Annotated in this window: 17 protein-coding genes; 11 read left to right on the top strand and 6 right to left on the bottom strand. The window is 45.8% G+C overall.

Translation table 11 applies throughout. From position 1 onward, the window contains the following. Nucleotides 1-18: 18 nt before the first annotated feature. Genes thrC through ICE93_RS10405 form a run of 5 tightly spaced genes read left to right on the top strand, consistent with a single transcriptional unit; the run spans nt 19 to nt 5,171 of the window. On the top strand, nt 19-1,461 hold the full coding sequence (gene thrC, locus ICE93_RS10425; RefSeq protein ID WP_216187954.1) for a threonine synthase: 1,443 nt from the start codon (nt 19-21) through the stop codon (nt 1,459-1,461). A gap of 55 nt (nt 1,462-1,516) precedes the next feature. Then, nucleotides 1,517-2,740 carry a gephyrin-like molybdotransferase Glp gene (glp, locus tag ICE93_RS10420; protein WP_216188395.1) on the top strand — a complete coding sequence of 408 codons (1,224 nt, stop codon included), beginning with the start codon at nt 1,517-1,519 and terminating at the stop codon, nt 2,738-2,740. An 18-nt stretch (nt 2,741-2,758) separates the two neighbouring features. Further along, nucleotides 2,759-3,016 (top strand): molybdopterin converting factor subunit 1, encoded by a 258-nt coding sequence (moaD, locus tag ICE93_RS10415; protein WP_216187953.1) that lies wholly within the window; start codon nt 2,759-2,761, stop codon nt 3,014-3,016. A 1-nt stretch (nt 3,017) separates the two neighbouring features. Then, entirely contained in the window at nt 3,018-3,482 is a 465-nt protein-coding gene (gene moaE, locus ICE93_RS10410; RefSeq protein WP_216187952.1) for a molybdopterin synthase catalytic subunit MoaE, read from the top strand. 30 nt (nt 3,483-3,512) lie between these two features. Further along, the gene (locus tag ICE93_RS10405; RefSeq protein ID WP_216187951.1) at nt 3,513-5,171 is read left to right on the top strand and encodes a carboxylesterase family protein; all 1,659 of its coding nucleotides are present in this window, start codon (nt 3,513-3,515) and stop codon (nt 5,169-5,171) included. Nucleotides 5,172-5,190: 19 nt separating this feature from the next. Here the strand turns inward: ICE93_RS10405 and ICE93_RS10400 are convergent, their stop codons facing one another. Beyond that, nucleotides 5,191-5,475 (bottom strand): GIY-YIG nuclease family protein, encoded by a 285-nt coding sequence (locus ICE93_RS10400; protein WP_216187950.1) that lies wholly within the window; start codon nt 5,473-5,475, stop codon nt 5,191-5,193. A gap of 93 nt (nt 5,476-5,568) precedes the next feature. On the opposite strand from ICE93_RS10400, the gene clpB reads away from it, so the two are divergent. From clpB to ICE93_RS10380, 4 genes are all read left to right on the top strand, one after another. Beyond that, nucleotides 5,569-8,172 carry an ATP-dependent chaperone ClpB gene (gene clpB / locus ICE93_RS10395; RefSeq protein WP_216187949.1) on the top strand — a complete coding sequence of 868 codons (2,604 nt, stop codon included), beginning with the start codon at nt 5,569-5,571 and terminating at the stop codon, nt 8,170-8,172. Nucleotides 8,173-8,225: 53 nt separating this feature from the next. After that, on the top strand, nt 8,226-9,461 hold the full coding sequence (locus tag ICE93_RS10390) for an MFS transporter (RefSeq protein WP_216187948.1): 1,236 nt from the start codon (nt 8,226-8,228) through the stop codon (nt 9,459-9,461). A 281-nt stretch (nt 9,462-9,742) separates the two neighbouring features. Further along, a complete protein-coding gene (gene aceA / locus ICE93_RS10385) occupies nt 9,743-11,041 on the top strand; it encodes an isocitrate lyase (RefSeq protein ID WP_216187945.1) in 1,299 nt (432 codons plus the stop codon). Between the two features lie 107 nt (nt 11,042-11,148). Continuing rightward, entirely contained in the window at nt 11,149-11,589 is a 441-nt protein-coding gene (locus ICE93_RS10380; RefSeq protein ID WP_216187943.1) for an HIT family protein, read from the top strand. Here the strand turns inward: ICE93_RS10380 and ICE93_RS10375 are convergent. The 5 genes from ICE93_RS10375 to ICE93_RS10355 are packed head-to-tail and all read right to left on the bottom strand — an operon-like array spanning nt 11,586 to nt 15,912. Further along, nucleotides 11,586-12,011, bottom strand: coding sequence for a DUF1841 family protein (locus tag ICE93_RS10375; RefSeq protein ID WP_216188393.1), 426 nt, complete (start codon nt 12,009-12,011; stop codon nt 11,586-11,588). The genes ICE93_RS10380 and ICE93_RS10375 overlap by 4 nt on opposite strands. After that, on the bottom strand, nt 12,004-12,660 hold the full coding sequence (nth, locus tag ICE93_RS10370) for an endonuclease III (protein WP_216188391.1): 657 nt from the start codon (nt 12,658-12,660) through the stop codon (nt 12,004-12,006). The genes ICE93_RS10375 and nth overlap by 8 nt, the downstream gene beginning before the upstream one ends. Further along, a complete protein-coding gene (rsxB, locus tag ICE93_RS10365; RefSeq protein ID WP_216187941.1) occupies nt 12,660-13,346 on the bottom strand; it encodes an electron transport complex subunit RsxB in 687 nt (228 codons plus the stop codon). The genes nth and rsxB overlap by 1 nt, the downstream gene beginning before the upstream one ends. Before the next feature lie 54 nt (nt 13,347-13,400). Further along, nucleotides 13,401-14,681, bottom strand: a complete 1,281-nt coding sequence (locus tag ICE93_RS10360) for a polyhydroxyalkanoate depolymerase (RefSeq protein WP_216187938.1) — start codon at nt 14,679-14,681, stop codon at nt 13,401-13,403. Between the two features lie 31 nt (nt 14,682-14,712). After that, nucleotides 14,713-15,912 (bottom strand): amino acid aminotransferase, encoded by a 1,200-nt coding sequence (locus ICE93_RS10355; protein WP_216187935.1) that lies wholly within the window; start codon nt 15,910-15,912, stop codon nt 14,713-14,715. Nucleotides 15,913-16,072: 160 nt separating this feature from the next. Between ICE93_RS10355 and uvrB the strand changes: the two genes are divergently transcribed. Together uvrB and ICE93_RS10345 are read left to right on the top strand one after the other, a co-directional pair. Continuing rightward, nucleotides 16,073-18,226 (top strand): excinuclease ABC subunit UvrB, encoded by a 2,154-nt coding sequence (gene uvrB, locus ICE93_RS10350; protein WP_255554630.1) that lies wholly within the window; start codon nt 16,073-16,075, stop codon nt 18,224-18,226. Between the two features lie 150 nt (nt 18,227-18,376). Then, the gene (locus ICE93_RS10345) at nt 18,377-18,946 is read left to right on the top strand and encodes a Fe-S cluster assembly transcription factor (RefSeq protein WP_216187932.1); all 570 of its coding nucleotides are present in this window, start codon (nt 18,377-18,379) and stop codon (nt 18,944-18,946) included. Nucleotides 18,947-18,948: the final 2 nt, after the last annotated feature.

The following is an 18,948-nucleotide window of genomic DNA, read 5'->3' as shown; positions in this document are numbered from 1 at the left end:
TAAAACTCAGCAAAATTCATGCGTTACCAATCAACTCGCGGCAATAGTCCGCAACAATCCTTCTTAGAAATTTTGTTGGGTGGATTGGCGCCTGATGGCGGCCTGTATTTGCCAACCGAGTACCCTCAGGTTACAGTGGCGCAACTTGATGCTTGGCGCGGTTTGTCGTACGCCGATCTTGCTTATGAAGTGTTGAGTCTTTACTGTGACGATATTCCTGAGGCTGATTTGCGCGCACTCTTGCGTAAAACTTATACCGAACAGGTGTACTGCAATGGACGTCCGCAGGACAACGCAAAAGACATTACCCCGATACATTGGTTGGGTGAAGAGCACGGCACACGCATTGGTCTGTTGAGTTTGTCAAATGGCCCAACATTGGCCTTTAAAGATATGGCGATGCAGTTGCTTGGTAACCTCTTTGAATATGCGTTAAAGAAAAAAGGTCAGCAGCTCAATATTTTGGGTGCTACTTCTGGCGATACTGGTAGTGCGGCTGAATATGCAATGCGCGGTAAAGAGGGTGTGAAAGTTTTCATGCTCTCGCCACGCGGCAAGATGAGCGCTTTTCAATCTGCGCAAATGTATTCACTGCAAGACCCAAATATATTTAACTTAGCAGTAGCTGGCGTCTTTGATGACTGCCAGGATATTGTTAAGGCAGTAAGTAATGATCACGCTTTCAAGGCGAAGAATCAGATTGGTACTGTGAACTCTATTAATTGGGGTCGCGTGGTTGCTCAAGTGGTCTATTACTTCCAGGGGTATCTCTTGGCAACTAAGTCAAGCTCTGAGAAGGTTTCCTTTACAGTGCCATCTGGCAACTTTGGCAATGTTTGTGCCGGTCATATTGCGCGCATGATGGGATTGCCAATCGAGCATCTGATTGTGGCAACCAATGAGAATGATGTACTTGACGAGTTCTTCCGCACAGGTGTCTATCGCGCGCGTAAGTCTGCTGAGACGCTTCATACATCGAGTCCATCCATGGATATCTCTAAGGCCAGTAATTTTGAGCGTTTTGTATTTGATTTCATGGGTCAAGATGGCAAAGCTACTGCAGCGATGTTCAAGCAAGTGGATGAAGCTGGTGGTTTTGATATTTCTAAAGATGCTGTTTTCAAAGACCTGGGTAAGTATGGCTTTCAATCGGGTCGCAGCACTCATGAGAACCGCTTAGAAACGATTCGCGACATTGATCAGCGCTATGGCGTCATGATCGATACACATACTGCTGATGGCGTGAAAGTGGCCCGTGAGCACCTACAGGCTGGTATTCCAATGATCGTGCTAGAGACAGCTCTACCGATTAAATTTGAAGAAACAATTGAGGTTGCTTTGGGTAGACCAGCTGAATGCCCGCCTGCATTTAAAGATATCAAATCTAAGCCACAGCGCGTAGAAAATATTGATGCCGATGTAAATCAAGTTAAAGCTTTCATTACAACGCATCTTGGTTAATCGACTTAACCCAAAACTTTAAGTATCAAGCAATTATCCTATGACAAAGCCACCAATGTTGACTGCGCAGGAGGCCTTAGACCATTTGCTATCAAATGCAGTAACAGTAAATGAGAGCGAAAAGGTAACTACACAAGCGGCATTAGGAAGAATTTTGGCCGTAGATGTAAAAAGTTTGGTAAATGTTCCGCCATTGGATAACACTTCAATGGATGGTTATGCAGTTCGCTCCGCAGATACGGCAATACCGGGACAAATATTGAGAATTGCTCAGCGTATTCCAGCTGGCTCTATCGGAACTCAATTAGAGCCTGGCACTGCTGCCAGAATTTTTACGGGTGCTCCCGTTCCCCCTGGTGCTGATGCAGTTGTAATGCAAGAGGATTGCACGATTGGGGATCAGTCTGATCAAGTTACTATTAATGTCGCTCCTACTCCGGGTCAATGGATTCGTCGTAGTGGCGAAGATTTAACAACTGGCAAGACCTGCTTGACTGCCGGCACATTTCTGCGTCCTCAAGAGCTGGGTGTTGCTGCTTCCGCTGGTTTAACCCACCTCAATGTAAAACGTCGAGTAAAGGTTGCCGCATTCTTTACAGGCGATGAGTTAGCGCTTCCGGGGGAGCCATTAAAACCTGGTGGTATCTACAACTCAAATCGGGATACCTTGTTAGCTTGCCTGAAGTCTTTGGGTTGTGATGCTACGGATTTAGGTATTGTTCCTGATCGCTTGGATGCAACGCGTGAAGCATTGCGAAAAGCCAGTAAAGATCATGACCTAATTATTACCTCTGGCGGTGTATCCGTTGGTGAAGAAGATCATATTAAACCTGCGGTAACTGCTGAAGGAAGATTGGATCTATGGCAGATTGCGATCAAACCAGGCAAGCCCCTAGCATTTGGTGCGGTTCGTAAGTCAAGCGAGGCCAAAGATGGTGAAGCTTGGTTTATTGGATTGCCTGGCAATCCAGTTTCCAGCTTTGTTACCTTCTTATTGTTTGTTCGCCCATTTATTTTGAAGCTCCAGGGGCGCGAAGCCAAGCTTCCTCAATCCTATCTAATACGTGCTGACTTTAATTGGCTAAAAGCCGATCGTCGTAATGAGTTCTTGCGCGTAAAGATTAATAGTCAAGGCGGCCTTGATCTTTACCCAAATCAAAGTTCTGGTGTACTCACTAGCGCCTCTTGGGGCGATGGCTTGGTTGATTGCCCACCAAATCAGCCAATAAAGGCTGGTGATTTAGTGAAATACATTCCCTTTGATGCGCTACTTGAATAATCGGTTTACGATTAGCTCATGAAACTCGAATTACGATTCTTCGCCTCATTGCGTGAGGCTCTTGGCGTCTCGCAAGAGAGTATTACCATTCCAGCAACGGTTAAAACGATAGCTGAACTCAGGGCGCATCTTATTGAGCGCGGTAACCCTTGGTCTGAGGTGTTGGCAGAGGGCAAGGTATTGCGCTGCGCCCTTAATCAACACATGGTTGATGCAAATACTGCCCTTCAAGATGGGGCTGAAGTCGCTTTCTTTCCTCCGGTAACCGGGGGCTAGCATGTCCAATTCATCTATTCGCATTCAGGAAAATGATTTCGACCTTAGCGCTGAAATTGCGGTGCTTAGAAAAGGAGATCCACGTGTTGGAGCAGTGGTGTCTTTTTTAGGAACGGTCCGGGATATGAATGACGGTAGCCAAGTAAAAGGCATGACCCTTGAGCATTACCCAGGGATGACTGAAAAAGCGCTTCAAGAAATTCTGGATCAAGCCAAAGCACGTTGGGATATCTATCAAACTCTAGTAGTTCATCGAGTGGGTCCGCTCTTGCCTGAGGATCAAATTGTTCTTGTTGCAGTCGCTAGCGCTCACAGAGGAGAGGCTTTTGCTGCCTGCGAGTTCATCATGGACTATCTAAAAACGGCAGCTCCATTTTGGAAAAAAGAAGACACGCCTGAGGGTGCTCGGTGGGTGGATGCTCGCATTACTGACGAGACTGCAATGGCTCGCTGGAAAAAAACCTAATTCATATTCGTTTTGGTAAGAGGGATTCAAGTGAAAAAACTAGTTACGTTGTTTTTGACTGTTATTACTTTCGGTGTATGTGCCGCAGAGAGGCCTGTTGTCAAGGTTGAAACTGGTAGTTTGCAGGGTGCGATTGAGTACAACATGCAGGTTTTTAAAAATATTCCCTACGCCGCTCCTCCGGTAGGTGATTTGAGATGGCGCCCTCCGCAACCGGCACCCTCGTGGAGTGGAACGAGGGACGCTAGCAAGTTTGGTGAATCTTGTCCGCAGCAGTACATTAAAAATTTAAGTGATGGCCTTGGTCTACCGGGTAGCGAAGACTGTCTAAAGCTTAACGTATATGGACCTGCCAAACCCGGCAAAAATTTACCAGTAATGGTTTGGATTCATGGCGGCGGTTTAATTGTTGACGGTGCTAGAGATCCACAGTTCACGCCAATCAATTTAATTAAAAACGGCGTCATCGTGGTGACCGTGGATTATCGTTTGGGTTCACTTGGCTTTTTTGCTACTAAAGAATTAATCGAAGAAGCTAAAGCTAAAGGTGAGTCGGTTGGTAACTACGGAACTATGGATCAAATCGCTTCTTTAAAGTGGGTTAAAAGGAATATTCAGGCATTTGGGGGTGATCCTAATAATGTGACGATCTTTGGTCAATCGGCTGGTGGTAGGAGTGTTACGTGGTTAATGGTTTCTGATGCTGCTAAAGGCTTGTTCCACAAGGCTATTGCCCAGAGTGCCCAGCAGAGTCCTTTGCGCGGCATGACTGAAAAGCGTTTTGGCTTAACTCCCGAAGTGGATATTGGAGCCAAATACATGTCTTCGCTTGGCGCAAAATCCTTGGCTGAATTACGTAAGTTGCCTGTTCAGAAGTTGGTTCTAGATGGCAGTGCTTATTACGCAGGTGAGTTTGGCGGCCCCTTTGTGGATGGACAAATTATTAAGGGCGATCCAATCCCATTATTTGCTGCCGGCAAACAAGCAAAAGTTCCTTTCATGATTGGAACGAACTCATTTGATAGTGACTTCATGCTCCCGGGCGAACCTTCTTTAGAAGTGTTTACAAAGAAGATTCATGAAGATCCTAAAATTGTTGAGAAGTTATATGCCGATGTAAAAGACAAATGTATTTTGAATTCTTTTGTGATTCAGGATTTGATGTATCGTGCCAGCACAAAGCTATTGGCAAATAGCATGAATGGTGTTGCACCAGGCTACGCCTATTACTACGATTATTTAACTCAAAACATCCGCGCATCTTTGCCGGGTGCGCCACATACTTACGAAATTCCCTATGTCTTTGGTAGCCTGGCCCTTGTGCCTCAGGCGCCAAAGCAAGCTTTAACAGGCGTGAACCAGTGCGCCCGAATCGAAAAAGATGTTGCAGAGTTTAAGAAGACGCATGCTTGGCCAAAGGATTGGTTTCCAATTGTGGATAAAAATAGCCCTCAGGATCAAGCGATGTCAGAGAGATTATCTTCAAGCTGGGCGGCATTTGCTAAAACTGGTAATCCAAATGTCAGTGGCCAAGCCAATTGGCCTATCTACAACCTAAATGCAGACATCATCAGAAACTTTTCGCCTGGCTCAGAGACTATTATGGGGTTGCTTAAAGATCGGGTTGCATATCAAGCGCTGCATTTAAGAGAAATTTATGCAATTGAGCGCGTGAAAGACGCCTTCTAAAGCTTAATAAAATAGCAAATCAACCACCCTCAAGGGTGGTTTTTGTTTTGATGGAGACATTTGTGTTTCTAAAGAATGCTAGCTTTTCAGAGCGGGGAAGTTGCTTCAATCTCATTTCCGCCTTAGAGGCTTCCGACCTGTCCGGATGTTCTTGTGTTGCTAAAAGGACAACTGGTCTGCGAGCTCTTGTGTAGCGAGTACCTTGCCCTGAATTATGGGCTTCTAGACGATGTTCTAGGCGGTTAGTAATGCCGGCATAGTAGGTGCCGTCTGAACATTCTAGAAGGTAAACAAGCCAGGTCAAAATAGGGCAAATTGGGATTAAAAAGGGCTTAAAAACCCTTGAAATTGGCGATATTGCCCTTATATTCTATAGATAGATATATGGAGTGCATAAATGAGAATAGATAAATTAACAACTAAGTTTCAAGAGGCCTTAAGCGAGGCTCAGAGTATCGCTTTAGCTAAAGACAATCAATATATTGAACCAGCCCATGTGCTGCTGGCAATGTTGCGTGATTCTGATGGTGGCGCAAAGAGCTTGCTAACAAGAGCTGGCGTCAATGTGGCCGGTCTCGAAAAAGGCGTAGAAAAGATTATTAGCAGCCTACCTGAAGTGCAGGGTACTAGCGGGGAGGTTCAGGTTGGCCGTGATCTCAGTAATTGGTTGAACCTATGTGAGAAGGAAGCTAACAAACGCAATGATCAATTCATTGCGGGCGAGCTGTTTTTATTAGTAGTAGCAGATGATAAAGGCGAGCTTGGCAAGGTTGCTCGCGAGAATGGTTTAAATCGTAAATCGTTAGAAGCGGCTATTGATTTAGTGCGCGGAGGAGAATCAGTGAATAGTGCAGATGCTGAAGGTCAACGTGAGGCCTTAAAGAAATACACCGTGGATTTAACCGAGCGTGCTCGCATGGGCAAGCTCGACCCAGTAATTGGTCGTGATGATGAGATTCGTCGCACCATTCAGATCTTGCAGCGTCGCGGCAAGAATAACCCTGTGCTGATTGGTGAGCCAGGCGTTGGTAAGACTGCGATCGTTGAAGGCTTAGCCCAGCGCATTGTGAATGGTGAAGTTCCTGAAACACTTAAGAACAAGCGTGTCTTGGTGTTAGATATGGCTTTGCTACTGGCTGGCGCCAAATATCGTGGTGAATTCGAAGAGCGTTTAAAGGCAGTACTCAGTGATGTTGCTAAGGACGAGGGTCAAACCATCATCTTTATTGATGAGATTCATACAATGGTTGGCGCTGGTAAGGGCGATGGCGCAATGGATGCTGGCAATATGCTTAAGCCTGCCTTGGCACGTGGCGAATTGCATTGTATCGGCGCTACAACTCTGGATGAGTACCGCAAGTACATTGAAAAAGATCCAGCACTTGAGCGTCGCTTTCAAAAAGTCATGGTTGAAGAGCCTAGTGTTGAAGCAACGATTGCTATCTTGCGTGGTTTGCAAGAGCGCTATGAGCTCCACCACGGCATTGAAATCACTGACCCAGCGATCGTGGCTGCTGCTGAGTTGTCGCACCGCTACATTACCGATCGTTTCTTACCAGATAAGGCAATCGACTTGATTGATGAGGCTGGTTCACGTATTCGGATGGAGATTGATTCCAAGCCTGAGGTTATGGATAAGCTCGAGCGTCGTCTCATTCAGCTCAAGATTGAGCGTGAAGCAGTTAAGAAGGAAAAAGATGAAGCTTCTCAAAAACGTTTAGGTCTCATTGAAGAGGAAATCAAGCGTCTTGGTGCTGAGTATGCCGATTTGGAGGAAATCTGGAAAGCAGAGAAGGGCGCTGTACTCGGCGCCGCTAATCTGAAGGAAGAGATTGAGAAAGTTAAGGCCGATATCGCCAAGTTGCAACGTGATGGTAAGTTAGAGCAGGTTGCTGAGTTGCAATACGCCAAGTTACCCGAGCTCGAAGCTAAGCTTAAATCTGCTGCGGCTGCAGAGGCGAAGGGTGATGCGGATGGCGCAGTAAAGAACAAGCTATTGCGCACTCAAGTGGGCGCAGAAGAAATTGCTGAAGTTGTTTCTCGTGCAACAGGCATTCCAGTGTCGAAAATGATGCAAGGTGAGCGCGACAAATTAATCAAAATGGAAGAGTTATTGCATAAGCGTGTGGTTGGCCAAGAGGAAGCTATTCGAGCTGTATCTGATGCAATCCGCCGCTCCCGTGCTGGCCTGGCAGAAGAGAATCGTCCTTATGGTTCATTCTTGTTCCTAGGACCTACCGGCGTTGGTAAGACGGAGCTTTGCAAGGCATTGGCTGGTTTCTTGTTTGATAGCGAAGACCACCTCATTCGTATTGATATGAGTGAGTTCATGGAGAAGCATAGTGTTGCGCGTTTAATTGGTGCGCCTCCGGGCTATGTTGGCTACGAAGAGGGTGGATATTTAACTGAGCAAGTTCGTCGCCATCCTTATAGCGTGATCTTGTTTGATGAGATCGAGAAAGCGCATCCAGATGTCTTTAACGTCTTATTGCAAGTGCTGGACGATGGCCGCTTAACTGATGGTCAAGGTCGTACAGTAGACTTTAAGAATACGGTGATTGTGATGACCAGTAATATTGGTTCGCATTTGATTCAATCAATGGCCGATAAGAAGCAATCTGAAATCAAAGAGGCGGTATTTGAAGAGTTGAAAAATCATTTCCGCCCTGAGTTCTTGAACCGTATCGATGAGATCGTTGTTTTCCACGGCTTAGATAAGGGTAACATCGCCAATATCGCGAAGATCTTGCTCAAAAACTTGTCGGATCGATTGGCAAGAGTGGATATGCAGCTTGAGGTTAGTGATGCAGCTCTTAATAAGATTGCAGAAGTAGGTTTTGATCCGATCTTTGGAGCAAGACCTCTGAAGCGGGCTATTCAGCAGCATATTGAGAACCCAGTATCCAAGATGATTTTGGAAGGTAAGTTTGGTCCCAAAGATGTAGTACCCGTAGATGTGGATAAAAAAGGCGACTTTAGCTTTACACGCCAAGTTCACTAAACTGTCTCCAGAGTGGCTCAGCGGGAACGTTCCCGTGCTAGTAAACTCGGTACATGACTGTAACGCTTAGCAGGCGTGCCAGTGATGTCCGGGTTATTAGTCTTATTAGCCTAGCTCACGGCAGCTCTCACTTCTTTCATTTAGTGCTTCCTCCCATGTTTCCATGGTTGAAGGATGCTTTTGCATTAAGTTATGCCGAGCTCGGTTTGCTTATGTCGGTTTTCTTTGTAGTGTCTTGCATTGCTCAAGCTGCCTCAGGATTTTTAGTGGACCGCATTGGAGCAAGACCTGTTTTATTTGGCGGCGTTGGCTTATTCGTTCTTGCGGCTTTAATTTATTCTCAGAGCAATGGCTATGCCATGCTGTTATTGGGAGCGGTGATAGCTGGATGCGGTAACGGTATTTTTCATCCAGTCGATTACACTTTAATCAATCACAAAGTATCTCCACCAAATCTTCCTTACGCTTACTCAATGCATGGCGTGACTGGTTATTTGGGTTGGGCGGCGGCACCTGCATTCATGGTGGCAATTGCGCAATTTGCAGATTGGCGTATCGCGTTTCTATCAGCAGCATTGCTGGAAGCCCTGATTCTATTAGTGCTCTGGCTCAATAAAAATCAATTGATTGATAACGTCAAGGAGCGCCATGAGAACAGTCATGCTAGTTCACAAGCCGCCAATCCTGCTGGCGTTCCAGAAAGTGCATTTGCTTTTTTAAGATTGCCAGCAGTGTGGCTATGCTGGGTTTTCTTTTTCTTTAGCATGGCATCAACTTCAAGCTTGCAATCATTTGCGCCAAGCGCGCTCTTTAGCATTTATGAAGTGCCTTTAACTGTGGGCGGTTACTACATTACTCTTTTAGCGCTGGGAAGTGCCGGAGGCGTTTTATTTGGTGGCTATCTAGCAGCAAAATTACAAGCGCCAGAAAAAATAGTCTCCATCTGTTTATCCATCACGGTAGTGTTGTGCTTACTTTTGTCTACTGGAGTCATGTCGACTCACCTAATACCAATGATTTTCTTTGTGTTGGGTTTTGGTTATGGGGTAGTGGCACCTTCTAGGGATTTATTGGTTAAAAAGGCCACGCCCCAAGGCGTTGCTGGACGCGTTTATGGAATCGTGTATTCAGGTATTGATCTTGGCGCAGCTGTTGGGCCATTCATTTTCGGTTTCTTCATGGATGCCGGCTTGCCCAAGGCGTTATTCCTTGGAATTGTGGTGTTCCAAATCATGATTATTCCAACCGTCTTTAAGGTCACAGCTGGCACCACCGCTAAAACTGCATAAATGCACACAATATTTTCATAATGTGAAATGTCATTACACTGCGTAAAATGCATTGCAGCATGCTCTTGGTAATTTCATTCCAATAGATGGATTTCTATTCCGCATTACAAAAAATGTAATGTAAGTTATTGAATTTAAATAACTAAATATTTTCATAAAAATGTCAGATTTCCCTTGCTTGCTTTCTTCATCTAGCTAAACTCTTATATAAGACATAAGACTTGAAGAGGTCTTAAGAGTCCTCAAATTTTGAAGTACTTGTTTAACTTAGGGAGAAAAACATGGCAGATCGCAAAGCAGAAATCGCAGCACTACAAAAAGACTGGGATACCAATCCACGCTGGAAAGGTATTACTCGTGGCTATACAGCTGAGGACGTAGTACGTCTTCGCGGCTCATTGAAGATTGAGCACACATTGGCTAAGCATGGTGCTGAGCGTCTTTGGGACTTGGTAAACAACGAAGCTTATGTGAACTGTTTAGGTGCTTTGACTGGTGGTCAAGCAATGCAACAAGTTAAAGCTGGTATCCAGGCTATTTACTTGTCAGGCTGGCAAGTTGCTGCTGACGGTAACTCTTATGCTGCAATGTATCCAGATCAATCTTTGTATCCAGTAGATTCAGTTCCTAAGATGGTTGAGCGCATTAACAACTCCTTCCAACGTGCTGATGAGATCCAAACTGCTAAAGGTATCAATCCAGGCGATCCTGGTTACATCGAATACTTTGCTCCAATCGTTGCTGATGCTGAAGCGGGTTTCGGTGGTGTATTGAATGCATTTGAATTAAGCAAAGCATTAATTAAGCAAGGTGCTGCTGGCGTTCACTTTGAAGACCAGTTGTCATCCGTTAAGAAGTGCGGTCACTTGGGTGGCAAGGTATTGTTGCCAACTACAGAATCTGTCCAAAAATTGATCTCTGCACGTTTAGCTGCTGACGTAATGGGTGTTCCAACTATCATCTTGGCTCGTACTGATGCTGAAGCTGCTGACTTGTTGACATCTGACTATGATGAAAACGACAAGCCGTTCTTGACTGGCGAGCGCACACCAGAAGGCTTCTACAAAACACGTAAGGGCTTGGATCAAGCGATCTCCCGTGGTTTGGCATACGCTGCCTATGCTGATATGGTTTGGTGTGAAACAGGCACCCCGGATCTTGAGTTTGCTCGTCAGTTTGCTGAAGCAATTCGTGCGAAGTTCCCAGGTAAGATGTTGGCTTACAACTGCTCACCATCTTTCAACTGGAAGAAGAACTTGGACGACGCAACCATTGCTAAGTTCCAGCGTGAGTTAGGCGCAATGGGTTACAAGTATCAGTTCATTACATTAGCTGGTATTCACTCAATGTGGTACAACATGTACGATTTGGCACAAGACTACTCCAAGCGTGGCATGACTGCTTATGTAGAAAAAGTACAAGAGCCAGAATTTGCTGCTCGTGATCGTGGTTACACATTCGTTTCACATCAGCAAGAAGTTGGCACTGGTTACTTCGATGACGTAACTACTGTTATCCAAGGTGGCAAGTCTTCTGTAACTGCATTGACTGGTTCTACTGAAGAAGAGCAGTTCCACTAAGAAATCCCTAAGTAGTGCGTTGTAAGCAGTAGCACACCAATACTGCCGCGGCATCTAAATTACCCCACAAGGGTGACTTAGATGCCGTTTTCGTTTACATTCTTTCCATGACTAATTGCGTACTCTGTAAAGACGAACTCAAGCCCGAAGAGGGGCAACTTATTTGGCGTGGAGATGACTGTCGTGTCATTCTTGTGAATGATCCTGATCTGCCTGGATTTTGTAGAGTCATTTGGAATCGGCATGTTGCTGAGATGACTGATCTTAGCTATGGTGAGCGCGATCACCTTATGAACTTAGTTTTTGCTGTGGAAGAGGCTGTGCGTCATGTGATGCACCCTGACAAGGTCAATATTGCTGCATTGGGTAATATGGTTCCCCATATTCATTGGCATGTCATTCCCAGGTTTAAAGATGATGCTTTCTTCCCTGGATCTGCCTGGTCTCAGAAGACTCAAGAAACGCAAGCTACTAAATTACATACCAGAAGAAAAAAGGCGCAAGAATTGCCAGCAGCTATTAAAGCTGCCATTGCCAATCTTTCTTAAGTTAGTTTTTTAAGTGCCTCTAGATATTTTTCTGGATTTAGTGGCTGTCCTTCGCGCTGGGATTCCCACATTACCTGTCCTAGGCATTCCATCATGACATGTTGTGCTTCATGCATAGAGCCTAATTTTTGCGATAACTTATCTGCGATCTCTTTGATTCCTGGGGGCTGATTAATTGAGATTTGCTCGCTGATAGAGAGATGCATGGATAAATGCAGGAATGGGTTGGTCTCACCACGTTCTGGGGTGTAATCTTGTCCCAGAGCGCCTTCAGGGTCAGCCAGAAGGTCGTGGTACTCGGGGTGCTCCACCATCCAATCGCCTGCAAGCGTTTCCATCGGATCAAGAATCTTATTCTCAGTCTTTTTCTTCCAGGTATCGCAGAAAAATCGACGCACTTCTTCACGAGTTGGATTAAATATCGCCACGTATTTTTCCTTTGCCAGTCTTTTGTTTAAAGCCGCATAGTGGCTCAACTATGCATTGCGCGCAGTCAGGGTTACGAGCTTTACAGGTGTATCTACCATGCAGAATAAGCCAATGGTGAGCATCTTGCAGATACTCCTTTGGTACACGTTTAAGCAGTTGCTCCTCAACTTTGACTACATCTTTACCAGGCGCAAGACCGGTGCGATTAGAAACTCTCAATATATGAGTATCGACAGCGATGGTGGGTTGTCCAAAGGCGGTATTTAGAATAACGTTCGCAGTTTTTCTGCCTACGCCAGGTAGTGATTCTAGCTCTTCACGAGTCTGCGGAACTTCGCCCCCATGTTTCTCTATGAGTAGTCGACAGGTCTCCTGAATATGTTTGCCCTTGGAGTTAAACAGTCCAATGTGCTGGATATAGGGCCTAACACCTTCCTCCCCCAGTTTTAGTATGGCTTGAGGGGTATTAGCAACTTTATAGAGTTTACGTGTGCCCTTGTTAACTGAGACATCCGTCGCTTGAGCGGACAGCAGTACCGCAATTAATAGCTCAAATGGCGAGTTATATTCCAGCTCAGTCTCTGGTTTGGGATTATTTGCTTTGAGTTGCTCAAAAAAAGCACGACGCTTTTCTAGATTCATCATTTCTTTTCTAGTGCGCGTGCAATAGCTGCGGCAATGATGGCACGTTTGCGTTCTTGTTCTTTTAATTCTTCTTCAGATTGAGGTGAGTCACTGTTAACGGACTGTAATTTAGCCGCCGCCTTTTTAGCGAGCCGATCATCATTATCTTTTTGCTCTCGCTCTAGGCGTGATTCGCGGTCGTGATAACGTTTGCGAGAAACATTTGCAAGCTCTTGAGTCCAAGCATCCCAACCGGTTTTATCTCCGGTGACATTAATCATGCTGATGCAGTCTACTGGGCATGGTGGAATGCAGAGGTCACAGCCGGTGCACCACTCGGTCAGAACAACGTGCATTTGCTTGGAGGCGCCAACGATCGCATCAACAGGACATGCCTGAATGCATAGTGTGCAGCCAATGCATTTCTGCGGATCGATAAACGCTACTGGACGGGGGCGCTCTACGCCGCATTCTGGATTAATAGTAGGGTGATGCTCAAAAGCGTCTTGTGGGTATATTGGTATTAGAACCTTGCTTAGTCGCCGAATGCCTTCGACGCCGCCGGGGGGGCAGCGGTTTGGTAAGGCTTCGCCACTGGCCATAGCTTCTGCATATCCGCGGCAATCTGGGTATCCGCACTTAGTGCATTGCGTTTGCGGAAGAATATCCTCAAGTTGATCAACGAGGCTATTAGCTTGGTTCATAGAAATTACATGTGTGAGTCTTCTTAAAATTAAAGGCTCCGAAGAGCCCTTAATTTATGCAGACTTGGTAGTCCGAGTAGCGGTTTTCTTCGTGTTCTGATGTTCACGAATAAACGTCTTAATCTTCGGATAAACCTTCTCGCGCCAACGACGTCCGGCAAAGATGCCGTAGTGTCCTGCACCAGCAACTTCGTAGTGGTCTTTATTCTCTTTAGGAATACCAGCACATAAAGCATGGGCTGAACGTGTTTGTCCGCTTCCTGAAATATCATCAAGCTCACCTTCAACAGTCAGAAGCGCAGTTTTTTTAATGTCTTGTGGTTTCACGAGCTCACCAGCAACTTCCCATGTGCCATTTGGCAATGCATAGTCTTGGAAAACAGTCTTGATAGTGTCTAAGTAGAACTTGGAGTCCAAATCCAATACGGCGTTGTACTCATCATAGAAGCGAATATGTGATTCAGCATCTTGCTCATCGCCGCGCACCAGGTTTTGGAAGTAATCCCAATGAGACTGCAAGTGGTTTTGCGGGTTCATAGCGATAAAGCCGGTGTGCTGCAAGAAGCCTGGGTAAACCTTGCGTCCAGCGCCTGGATAATTGGGCGGTACGTTATAAATCACATGACTCTCAAACCACTCATATGATTTCTGATCAGCCAAGTTGTTTACTGCAGTTGGTGATTTACGCGCATCAATTGGGCCGCCCATCATGATCATAGATGCTGGAGTTGCTTCACCAGCGGATGCCATCAAGGATATTGCGCCTAAAGTTGGAACCGTTGGTTGGCAAACGGAAATGACATGTAAATCTTTTGCACCAATGGTGCGAATGAATTCTTGTACGTAATGAACATAGTCATCAAGACCGAATTCACCATCTTCAAGGGGCACTAAGCGAGCATCAACCCAATCAGTGATGTAGACCTTATGATCTTGTAGGAGTGTGCGCACAGTATCACGTAGCAATGTGGAGTGGTGGCCTGATAGCGGTGCTACCACTAAAACTACAGGATCTTCCTTGAGTTTTTTGATGACTTCAACATCATCAGAGAAGCGCTTGAAGCGAACTAACTTGCAGAAAGGTTTTGCAAGGGTTGTGATCTCATGAATTGCAACTTCGCGACCATGAGCTTGTACCGAGCGAATCCCAAATTCTGGTTTTTTGTAATCCTTACCCAGTCGATAGAGAAGTTCGTAACTAGCCGCAAGACGCTCAGAGCCAGGCACTTTGGATACAGGGTTAGATGCATTAATAAAGGCCTCAGAGGCGGCACGCGCCCATGAGCTAACTGGTTGAAGTAGGGCTTTTTGAAATTCGTGTAACTGATATAGCATGGTGCCTCCGGTAATTCAGGATATCCGCTTGTTACGCTAAGACGCGGGCGATTGCTTTAGCCACTTTATCAATATTTTTAGTATTGAGGGCTGCCACACAAATGCGTCCAGTAGAGAGAGCGTAAATGCCATCTTCTTTCTGTAAGCGCTCAACTTGCTCAGCCGTTAAGCCTGAGTAAGAAAACATTCCTCGCTGCTTCTCGATAAAAGCAAAATCTTGCTTCACACCAGCAGCAGCGAGTTTTTCTACAAGACCATGACGCATCGCTTTAATGCGGTCACGCATTTCTGCCAACTCATCTTCCCAAAGCTTACGCAGTTCTGGCGAATTCAAAACGGCAGCAGCAATTGCAGCTCCGTGAGTTGGTGGATTGGAATAGTTAGTGCGAATCACGCGCTTCAATTGTGAAAGCACGCGAGTAGATTCATCTTTGCTTTGTGTCACGATAGACAATGCGCCAACACGCTCACCATAAAGTGAGAACGACTTGGAGAAAGAGCTCGATACAAAGAAAGACATGCCTGATTCAGCAAAGAGGCGAACCGCAACACCGTCTTGCTCAATCCCAGCCGCAAAGCCTTGGTAGGCCATATCCAAGAAGGGAATCAAACCTTTGTTTTTGCAGATATCGATTACTTGACGCCATTGCGCTTCAGTAATGTCTGCGCCAGTTGGGTTGTGGCAGCAAGCATGCAACAACACCGTGGTGTTCTTTGGGAATGACTCCAAAGATTTCACCATGCCGTCAAAATCAACACCACGTGTTTTACCATCGAAGTAGGTGTACTCAACTACTTCAAAGCCAGCTGATTCAAAAATGCCACGATGATTTTCCCAGGTAGGGTTGCTAATTGCGCAAGGTGCATTTAAGTTGAGGCGTTTAATAAAGTCTGCACCAACGCGTAATGCACCTGTGCCACCAAGACATTCGGCAGTGACAACGCGACCATCTTTAATTAATGCAGAGTCAGCACCAAACAATAAATTTTGTACTGCACTGTTGTATGGATTTGGTCCTTCGATAGGGATGTAGCTGCGTGGTGAGTGTTTTGCAACAATCGCCTCTTCAGCTTTAATCACTGCTTTCAAAAGCGGAACCTTGCCTTCGTCTGTGTAGTACACGCCAACGCCTAAGTTCACTTTGTCAGCGCGTTGGTCTGCAACGTAGGCTTCTGTGAGGCCAAAAATGGGATCTTTAGGGGCTAATTGAACTGAGGCAAACAGGGTCATTTGGGCTTGAAATTGAAGGTTATAAAGGTGGTTTTGTTCGTAATTGACGTTAAATTTAGTTTAATTGTCGGTTTTTGAGGCCAGAATCAACTATTTCCTAGGAAAAACGGCAAAATCATTGTTTGTACAAAATTCGCTGTGAAGAAATCTCACAGGTGAAATGATAGCCGAGATGCCCCCTAAGTTGCCTAAAATTGCACCAAATTCCGAAGTAAAGACGCTAATTAAAAGCCCGGCGGCAGATCCATTGGGCGAGGTCGGTCACGACCTTGATCCGGCGAAGTTTGTGACCTTTCCAGACTCCCCTTATCAGCTCTATCAGCCATTTGCACCTGCTGGTGACCAGCCTCAGGCTATTGATGCCCTGGTGGAGGGTGTAGAGGATGGATTGACCTTTCAGACGCTTTTGGGGGTAACTGGGTCCGGAAAGACCTTCACGATGGCCAATGTCATCGCCAGAACAGGTCGTCCAGCCATCATTTTTGCCCCAAATAAGACTCTGGCTGCCCAGCTCTACAGCGAATTTAGGGAGTTTTTCCCCAAAAACGCGGTTGAGTACTTTGTTAGCTATTACGACTACTACCAGCCGGAAGCCTACGTTCCTCAGCGTGACTTGTTCATTGAAAAAGATTCTTCAATCAATGAGCACATCGAGCAGATGCGTCTATCGGCAACTAAAAGTCTTTTAGAGCGTCGTGACGTCATCATCGTTGCCACCGTCTCTGCAATCTACGGCATCGGTAATCCTGGGGACTATCACAGTATGGTGATGACGTTGCGCCCTGGAGACAAGATGAGTCAGCGTGATATTTTGGCGCGCCTCATTGCCATGCAATATGACCGTAATGAATTAGATTTCAAGCGCGGTGTATTTCGAGTGCGTGGTGACACGATTGATATTTTTCCTGCAGAACATAATGAATTGGCAGTGCGCGTTGAGTTGTTTGATGATGTTATTGAAAGCTTGCAATTCTTCGATCCTCTCACTGGAAAAATTCGCCAGAAGATTCCACGCTTTACGGTTTATCCAAGTTCACACTACGTCACACCGCGCGATACAGTTTTGAAGGCCATCGAAACAATCAAAACTGAATTACGTACTCGCTTGGATGAGTTTGTTAAAGATGGAAAGTTAGTTGAAGCGCAACGCCTTGAGCAGCGGACCCGTTTTGATTTGGAAATGCTGAATGAATTGGGTTTTTGTAAGGGGATCGAGAACTACTCACGTCACCTCTCTGGCGCCGCTCCTGGCGAGGCTCCGCCTACGCTGGTGGACTACCTACCCAATGATGCGTTGATGTTCCTCGATGAGAGTCATGTCTTAATTGGGCAGCTCAACGCCATGTATAACGGCGATAAATCTCGTAAACATACCTTGGTGGAATTTGGTTTCCGTTTGCCTTCCGCAATGGATAACCGTCCGCTTAAATTTACTGAGTTTGAAACCAAGATGCGTCAAACGATTTTTGTATCTGCAACTCCTGCTGATTATGAGAATATGCATCAAGGTCAAGTTGTTGAACAGGTAGCAAGACCAACTGGATTGGTTGATCCGGAAATTGAAGTTTTACCAGCAAGTACACAGGTAGATGATTTGTTGGATCAAATTCATGCGCGCGTCAAAGAAGGTGAGCGCGTGTTGGTCACTGTACTGACTAAACGAATGGCAGAGCAATTAACTGACTACCTATCTGATAACGGCGTGAAGGTGAGATATGTGCACTCGGATATTGATACGGTAGAGCGTGTTGAAATTTTGCGCGACTTGCGTTTGGGCGTATTCGACGTGTTGGTTGGTATTAACTTATTGCGTGAAGGTTTGGATATTCCAGAGGTCTCATTAGTTGCTATTTTGGATGCTGATAAAGAGGGCTTCTTGCGTTCAGAGCGCAGCTTGATCCAGACAATTGGTCGAGCCGCTCGAAACGTCCGAGGCAAGGCGATCCTGTACGCCGATAAGATCACAGACTCCATGCGCAAAGCAATGGGGGAGACCGAAAGGCGCCGTACGAAGCAGATTGCCTTTAATAAGCTCAATGGAATAGAGCCCAAAGGGGTTCAAAAGCGCATTAAGGACATTATTGATGGGGTCTACGACGTTAAAGAGAAGCGCCAGGAGATGCAGATTGAGCAGGAGCGAGCTCGTTATGAGGATATGGGCGAGAAGGACCTGGCGGCCGAGATTAAGCGCCTAGAGAAGCAAATGAACGCTGAAGCTAAGAATTTGGAGTTTGAGAAGGCTGCCAGCACGCGAGATAGGCTCACCAAGGTTAAAGAAATGGCCTTTGGGGCCAGGTCTAGGGACTCAGTTTGAGATCTACCCTCTAATTCCTGGCTTGCAAGAGGGATTTTTGGGATAATTCCCGAGCAGATTGCTAGGGATTATGTTAAAGTTGAGTGGAATGGTCGGGTATTACCCGCCCGACTGTGAGCTGTCCATAACAATCCATTACCAAGGTGACATATGAGACTTACAACTAAAGGTCGTTTTGCAGTAACCGCAATGATTGATTTAGCTCTGCGTGAAACGCATGGCCCCGTAACTTTGGCCGGAATTAGCCAAAGACAAAAAATCTCCCTTTCCTACCTCGAGCAATTGTTCGGTAAATTGCGCCGTTTCAATATCGTGGAGAGTACTCGTGGCCCTGGCGGTGGTTATACCCTAGCGCGACCATCTTCTGAGGTGAGTGTTGCTGACATTATTGTTGCTGTTGATGAGCCTCTTGATGCTACTCAATGCGGCGGTAAAGGTAATTGCCATAGCGATGAAGAAAATCATGGTCGTTGCATGACTCATGATTTATGGAGCAATCTCAATGCCAAGATGGTTGAGTACCTCAGCTCAGTGAGCTTAAAAGATTTGGTTCAGCAACAAGAAGGCCGCGGCGTTGTGATTCAAGATATGCGCCAGAAGAAAATTAAAGTTGAAAGTGCGAAAGCTGATAAACCTGCTCCAGCGCTTGCAGCCAAAAAAGATGTTGCCCCTAAATTACCGCTAGTGAATTCCGTATTCAACTTGGCGCGACAAAGTTAATA

Source organism: Polynucleobacter sp. MWH-HuK1 (assembly GCF_018881815.1).
Classification (GTDB): Bacteria; Pseudomonadota; Gammaproteobacteria; order Burkholderiales; family Burkholderiaceae; genus Polynucleobacter.
The sequence above is the reverse complement of the archived record's forward strand: the minus strand, read 5'-3'. Positions and strand labels throughout refer to the sequence as shown.

Bases quoted from the DNA above. Each gene is read 5' to 3' on its own strand.
- nth (WP_216188391.1), bottom strand. From the start codon at position 12,660: ATGAATCTAGAAAAGCGTCGTGCTTTTTTTGAGCAACTCAAAGCAAAT.
- uvrB (WP_255554630.1), top strand. From the start codon at position 16,073: ATGATAGCCGAGATGCCCCCTAAGTTGCCTAAAATTGCACCAAATTCC.
- ICE93_RS10390 (WP_216187948.1), top strand. From the start codon at position 8,226: ATGACTGTAACGCTTAGCAGGCGTGCCAGTGATGTCCGGGTTATTAGT.
- moaD (WP_216187953.1), top strand. From the start codon at position 2,759: ATGAAACTCGAATTACGATTCTTCGCCTCATTGCGTGAGGCTCTTGGC.
- ICE93_RS10345 (WP_216187932.1), top strand. From the start codon at position 18,377: ATGAGACTTACAACTAAAGGTCGTTTTGCAGTAACCGCAATGATTGAT.
- clpB (WP_216187949.1), top strand. From the start codon at position 5,569: ATGAGAATAGATAAATTAACAACTAAGTTTCAAGAGGCCTTAAGCGAG.
- ICE93_RS10360 (WP_216187938.1), bottom strand. From the start codon at position 14,681: ATGCTATATCAGTTACACGAATTTCAAAAAGCCCTACTTCAACCAGTT.
- moaE (WP_216187952.1), top strand. From the start codon at position 3,018: ATGTCCAATTCATCTATTCGCATTCAGGAAAATGATTTCGACCTTAGC.
- ICE93_RS10380 (WP_216187943.1), top strand. From the start codon at position 11,149: ATGACTAATTGCGTACTCTGTAAAGACGAACTCAAGCCCGAAGAGGGG.
- aceA (WP_216187945.1), top strand. From the start codon at position 9,743: ATGGCAGATCGCAAAGCAGAAATCGCAGCACTACAAAAAGACTGGGAT.
- rsxB (WP_216187941.1), bottom strand. From the start codon at position 13,346: ATGAACCAAGCTAATAGCCTCGTTGATCAACTTGAGGATATTCTTCCG.
- thrC (WP_216187954.1), top strand. From the start codon at position 19: ATGCGTTACCAATCAACTCGCGGCAATAGTCCGCAACAATCCTTCTTA.
- ICE93_RS10355 (WP_216187935.1), bottom strand. From the start codon at position 15,912: ATGACCCTGTTTGCCTCAGTTCAATTAGCCCCTAAAGATCCCATTTTT.
- glp (WP_216188395.1), top strand. From the start codon at position 1,517: ATGTTGACTGCGCAGGAGGCCTTAGACCATTTGCTATCAAATGCAGTA.